Source organism: Streptosporangium sp. H16, assembly GCF_051918855.1.
In the GTDB taxonomy this organism is placed as follows: Bacteria; Actinomycetota; Actinomycetes; order Streptosporangiales; family Streptosporangiaceae; genus Streptosporangium.
The window spans coordinates 1-5,016 of sequence record NZ_JBPXMD010000085.1 but is presented as its reverse complement, the minus strand read 5'-3'; the positions used below and the strand labels follow the sequence as shown (position 1 = coordinate 5,016).

The following is a 5,016-nucleotide window of genomic DNA, read 5'->3' as shown; positions in this document are numbered from 1 at the left end:
TGCTTTGTGGTCAAGTCCTCGGCCTATTAGTACTGGTCAGCTCCACACATTACTGCGCTTCCACTTCCAGCCTATCAACCCGGTCGTCTCCCGGGAGCCTTACCCACTCTCGTGGTGGGAGACCTCATCTCAAGGCGAGCTTCCCGCTTAGATGCTTTCAGCGGTTATCCCTTCCGAACGTAGCCAACCAGCCGTGCTCCTGGCGGAACAACTGGCACACCAGAGGTTCGTCCGTCCCGGTCCTCTCGTACTAGGGACAGCTCCTTTCAAGTCTCCTGCGCGCGCAGCGGATAGGGACCGAACTGTCTCGCGACGTTCTAAACCCAGCTCGCGTACCGCTTTAATGGGCGAACAGCCCAACCCTTGGGACCTACTCCAGCCCCAGGATGCGACGAGCCGACATCGAGGTGCCAAACCATCCCGTCGATATGGACTCTTGGGGAAGATCAGCCTGTTATCCCCGGGGTACCTTTTAGCCGTTGAGCGACGGCGCTTCCACATGCCACCGCCGGATCACTAGTCCCAGCTTTCGCTCCTGCTCGACCCGTCGGTCTCACAGTCAAGCTCCCTTGTGCACTTACACTCGACACCTGATTGCCAACCAGGCTGAGGGAACCTTTGGGCGCCTCCGTTACTCTTTAGGAGGCAACCGCCCCAGTTAAACTACCCACCAGACACTGTCCCTGATCCGGATCACGGACCGAAGTTAGACGTTCAAAACGACCAGAGTGGTATTTCACCAATGACTCCACCACCACTAGCGTGATAGCTTCACCGTCTCCCACCTATCCTACACAAGACGTTCCAAACGCCAATGTCAAGCTATAGTGAAGGTCCCGGGGTCTTTCCGTCCTGCTGCGCGTAACGAGCATCTTTACTCGTAGTGCAATTTCGCCGGGTCTGCGGTTGAGACAGCGGGGAAGTCGTTACGCCATTCGTGCAGGTCGGAACTTACCCGACAAGGAATTTCGCTACCTTAGGATGGTTATAGTTACCACCGCCGTTTACTGGCGCTTAAGTTCTCAGCTTCGCCGCTCCGAAGAACAACTAACCGGTCCCCTTAACGTTCCAGCACCGGGCAGGCGTCAGTCCGTATACATCGTCTTACGACTTCGCACGGACCTGTGTTTTTAGTAAACAGTCGCTTCCCCCTGGCCTCTGCGACCCCCACCAGCTCAGAGCGCGAAGCTCGTCACCAGCGAAGGCCCCCCTTCTCCCGAAGTTACGGGGGCAATTTGCCGAGTTCCTTAACCACAGTTCACCCGATCGCCTTAGTATTCTCTACCTGACCACCTGAGTCGGTTTAGGGTACGGGCCGCCACGACACTCACTAGAGGCTTTTCTCGGCAGCATAGGATCACCCACTTCGCCACAATCGGCTCGGCATCACATCTCAGGATACGTGAACCGCGGATTTGCCTACGGTTCTCCCTACATGCTTACCCCAGGACTACCATCGCCTGGGCTGGGCTACCTTCCTGCGTCACCCCATCGCTTACCTACTACCAGTTCAGGCCAGGCGTTCACCCTCACCCCAAGCCCGAAGGCTCGGAGGGGTTAAGGACCCTTAGTATCACTGGATTCAGTATTGGCGCATCGTAGCGGGTACGGGAATATCAACCCGTTGTCCATCGACTACGCCTGTCGGCCTCGCCTTAGGTCCCGACTTACCCTGGGCGGATTAGCCTGCCCCAGGAACCCTTGGTCATCCGGCGCAGAAGTTTCTCACTTCTGATTCGCTACTCATGCCTGCATTCTCACTCGCACAGCCTCCACAGCTGGATCACTCCGCTGCTTCCCCGGCCGCACGACGCTCCCCTACCCATCCACACACCTAAACCACAAAGGCTCGGATACATGTGTGAATGCCACGACTTCGGCGGTGTACTTGAGCCCCGCTACATTGTCGGCGCGGAATCACTTGACCAGTGAGCTATTACGCACTCTTTCAAGGGTGGCTGCTTCTAAGCCAACCTCCTGGTTGTCACTGCGACTCCACATCCTTTCCCACTTAGCACACGCTTAGGGGCCTTAGTCGGTGGTCTGGGCTGTTTCCCTCTCGACTACGGAGCTTATCCCCCGCAGTCTCACTGCTACGCTCTCACTTACCGGCATTCGGAGTTTGGCTGACGTCAGTAACCTTGTCGGGCCCATTAGCCATCCAGTGCTCTACCTCCGGCAAGAAACACGTAACGCTGCACCTAAATGCATTTCGGGGAGAACCAGCTATCACGGAGTTTGATTGGCCTTTCACCCCTAAACACAGGTCATCCCCCAGGTTTTCAACCCTGGTGGGTTCGGTCCTCCACGCGGTCTTACCCGCGCTTCAACCTGCCCATGCCTAGATCACTCCGCTTCGGGTCTACAGCATGCGACTCAAACGCCCTATTCAGACTCGCTTTCGCTACGGCTCCCCCACACGGGTTAACCTCGCCACACACCATAACTCGCAGGCTCATTCTTCAAAAGGCACGCAGTCACATCACAAACACTCCGAAAAGTGTTTACGCTCCTACGGCTTGTAGGCACACGGTTTCAGGTACTATTTCACGACCCCTCACCGGGGCGCTTTTCACCTTTCCCTCACGGTACTTGTTCACTATCGGTCATCAGGGAGTATTTAGGCTTACCAGGTGGTCCTGGCAGATTCACACAGGATTTCTCGGGCCCCGTGCTACTTGGGATCCCCTCAAACAGTCCAACCAATTTCGCCTACCCGACTCTCACGGTCTACGGCGCAACTTCCCAGAAGCTTCGACTATCGGAAGGATTTCTTACTGTCTATGGTCTCGGCAGAAACCATCAGAGGGTCCCACAACCCCGCAAACGCAACGCCTGCCGGCTATCACACGCCTACGGTTTAGCCTGATCCGCTTTCGCTCACCACTACTCACGGAATCACTAATTTGTTTTCTCTTCCTACGGGTACTGAGATGTTTCACTTCCCCGCGTTACCACCAACCGCCCTATACATTCAGGCGGAGGCAACACCACATGACTGGTGCTAGGTTTCCCCATTCGGACATCCCCGGATCAAAGTCTGGTTGGCGACTCCCCGGGGCTTAACGCAGCCTCCCACGTCCTTCATCGGCTCCTGATGCCAAGGCATCCACCGTGTGCCCTAAAAAACTTGGCCACAAAGATGCTCGCGTCCACTATGCAAATCTCAAACAACAAACAGCGACCAAACCCGCTCCGCCACCAGAGTAGCCAGTGCTCCACTAATGAGCGTGCCGAGCGTGAGACGTTCGCTCACGAACACGGCGTAGACCCCACAGCTCACGCTGTGAAGGCCGGTGCTCCTTAGAAAGGAGGTGATCCAGCCGCACCTTCCGGTACGGCTACCTTGTTACGACTTCGTCCCAATCGCCAGCCCCACCTTCGACCGCTCCCCCCAGACAAGCTGGTTGGGCCACGGGCTTCGGGTGTTGCCGACTTTCGTGACGTGACGGGCGGTGTGTACAAGGCCCGGGAACGTATTCACCGCAGCGTTGCTGATCTGCGATTACTAGCGACTCCGACTTCATGGGGTCGAGTTGCAGACCCCAATCCGAACTGAGACCGGCTTTTAGGGATTCGCTCCACCTTGCGGTATCGCAACCCTCTGTACCGGCCATTGTAGCATGTTTGCAGCCCAAGACATAAGGGGCATGATGACTTGACGTCATCCCCACCTTCCTCCGAGTTGACCCCGGCAGTCTCCAATGAGTCCCCACCACCCCCGAAGGAGCGTGCTGGCAACATTGAACAAGGGTTGCGCTCGTTGCGGGACTTAACCCAACATCTCACGACACGAGCTGACGACAGCCATGCACCACCTGTCACCCAGTCCGAAGAGGCACCCATCTCTGAGTGTTTCCGGGCGATGTCAAGCCTTGGTAAGGTTCTTCGCGTTGCGTCGAATTAAGCAACATGCTCCGCCGCTTGTGCGGGCCCCCGTCAATTCCTTTGAGTTTTAGCCTTGCGGCCGTACTCCCCAGGCGGGGCGCTTAATGCGTTAGCTACGGCGCGGAAACCGTGGAAGGTCCCCACACCTAGCGCCCAACGTTTACAGCGTGGACTACCAGGGTATCTAATCCTGTTCGCTCCCCACGCTTTCGCTCCTCAGCGTCAGGTAAGGCCCAGAGAACCGCCTTCGCCACCGGTGTTCCTCCTGATATCTGCGCATTTCACCGCTACACCAGGAATTCCGTTCTCCCCTACCTACCTCTAGCCAGCCCGTATCGAATGCAGACCTGGAGTTAAGCCCCAAGCTTTCACACCCGACGTGACAAGCCACCTACGAGCTCTTTACGCCCAATAATTCCGGACAACGCTTGCGCCCTACGTATTACCGCGGCTGCTGGCACGTAGTTAGCCGGCGCTTCTTCTGCAGGTACACGTCAACTTCGTCCCTGCTGAAAGAGGTTTACAACCCGAAGGCCGTCATCCCCCACGCGGCGTCGCTGCGTCAGGCTTTCGCCCATTGCGCAATATTCCCCACTGCTGCCTCCCGTAGGAGTCTGGGCCGTGTCTCAGTCCCAGTGTGGCCGGTCGCCCTCTCAGGCCGGCTACCCGTCGTCGCCTTGGTAGGCCGTTACCCCACCAACAAGCTGATAGGCCGCGAGTCCATCCCCAACCGAAAAAACTTTCCACACCCACCCGATGCCAGGAGGTGTCGTATCCGGTATTAGACCCAGTTTCCCGGGCTTATCCCAGAGTCAGGGGCAGGTTACTCACGTGTTACTCACCCGTTCGCCGCTCGAGTACCCCGAAGGGCCTTTCCGCTCGACTTGCATGTGTTAAGCACGCCGCCAGCGTTCGTCCTGAGCCAGGATCAAACTCTCCAAACAATGTCTGAACAGTCCTTACCCAGCTGAAAGCATCCACCCCAGAAGGGTGAATGTATCAACCAAAGGAATCCGTCCCCCACCCCACAGGGCAGGTTGGACGGGGTTGTGCTTCATGCACTGGCTTTTAACACACTGTTGAGTTCTCAAGAAACGGACGCGTACACCATCACCCTGACCCGACCAA

At 57.1% G+C, this 5,016-nt stretch carries 2 rRNA genes; both read right to left on the bottom strand.

The annotated features are described in order from the left end of the window. Positions 1 to 6: 6 nt before the first annotated feature. Positions 7 to 3,136, bottom strand: a 23S ribosomal RNA gene (locus tag ACTOQ2_RS43660). 171 nt (positions 3,137 to 3,307) lie between these two features. Next, a 16S ribosomal RNA gene (locus ACTOQ2_RS43655) occupies positions 3,308 to 4,832 on the bottom strand. Together the 16S and 23S rRNA genes form the textbook arrangement of a ribosomal RNA operon. Between the last annotated feature and the right edge of the window lie 184 nt (positions 4,833 to 5,016).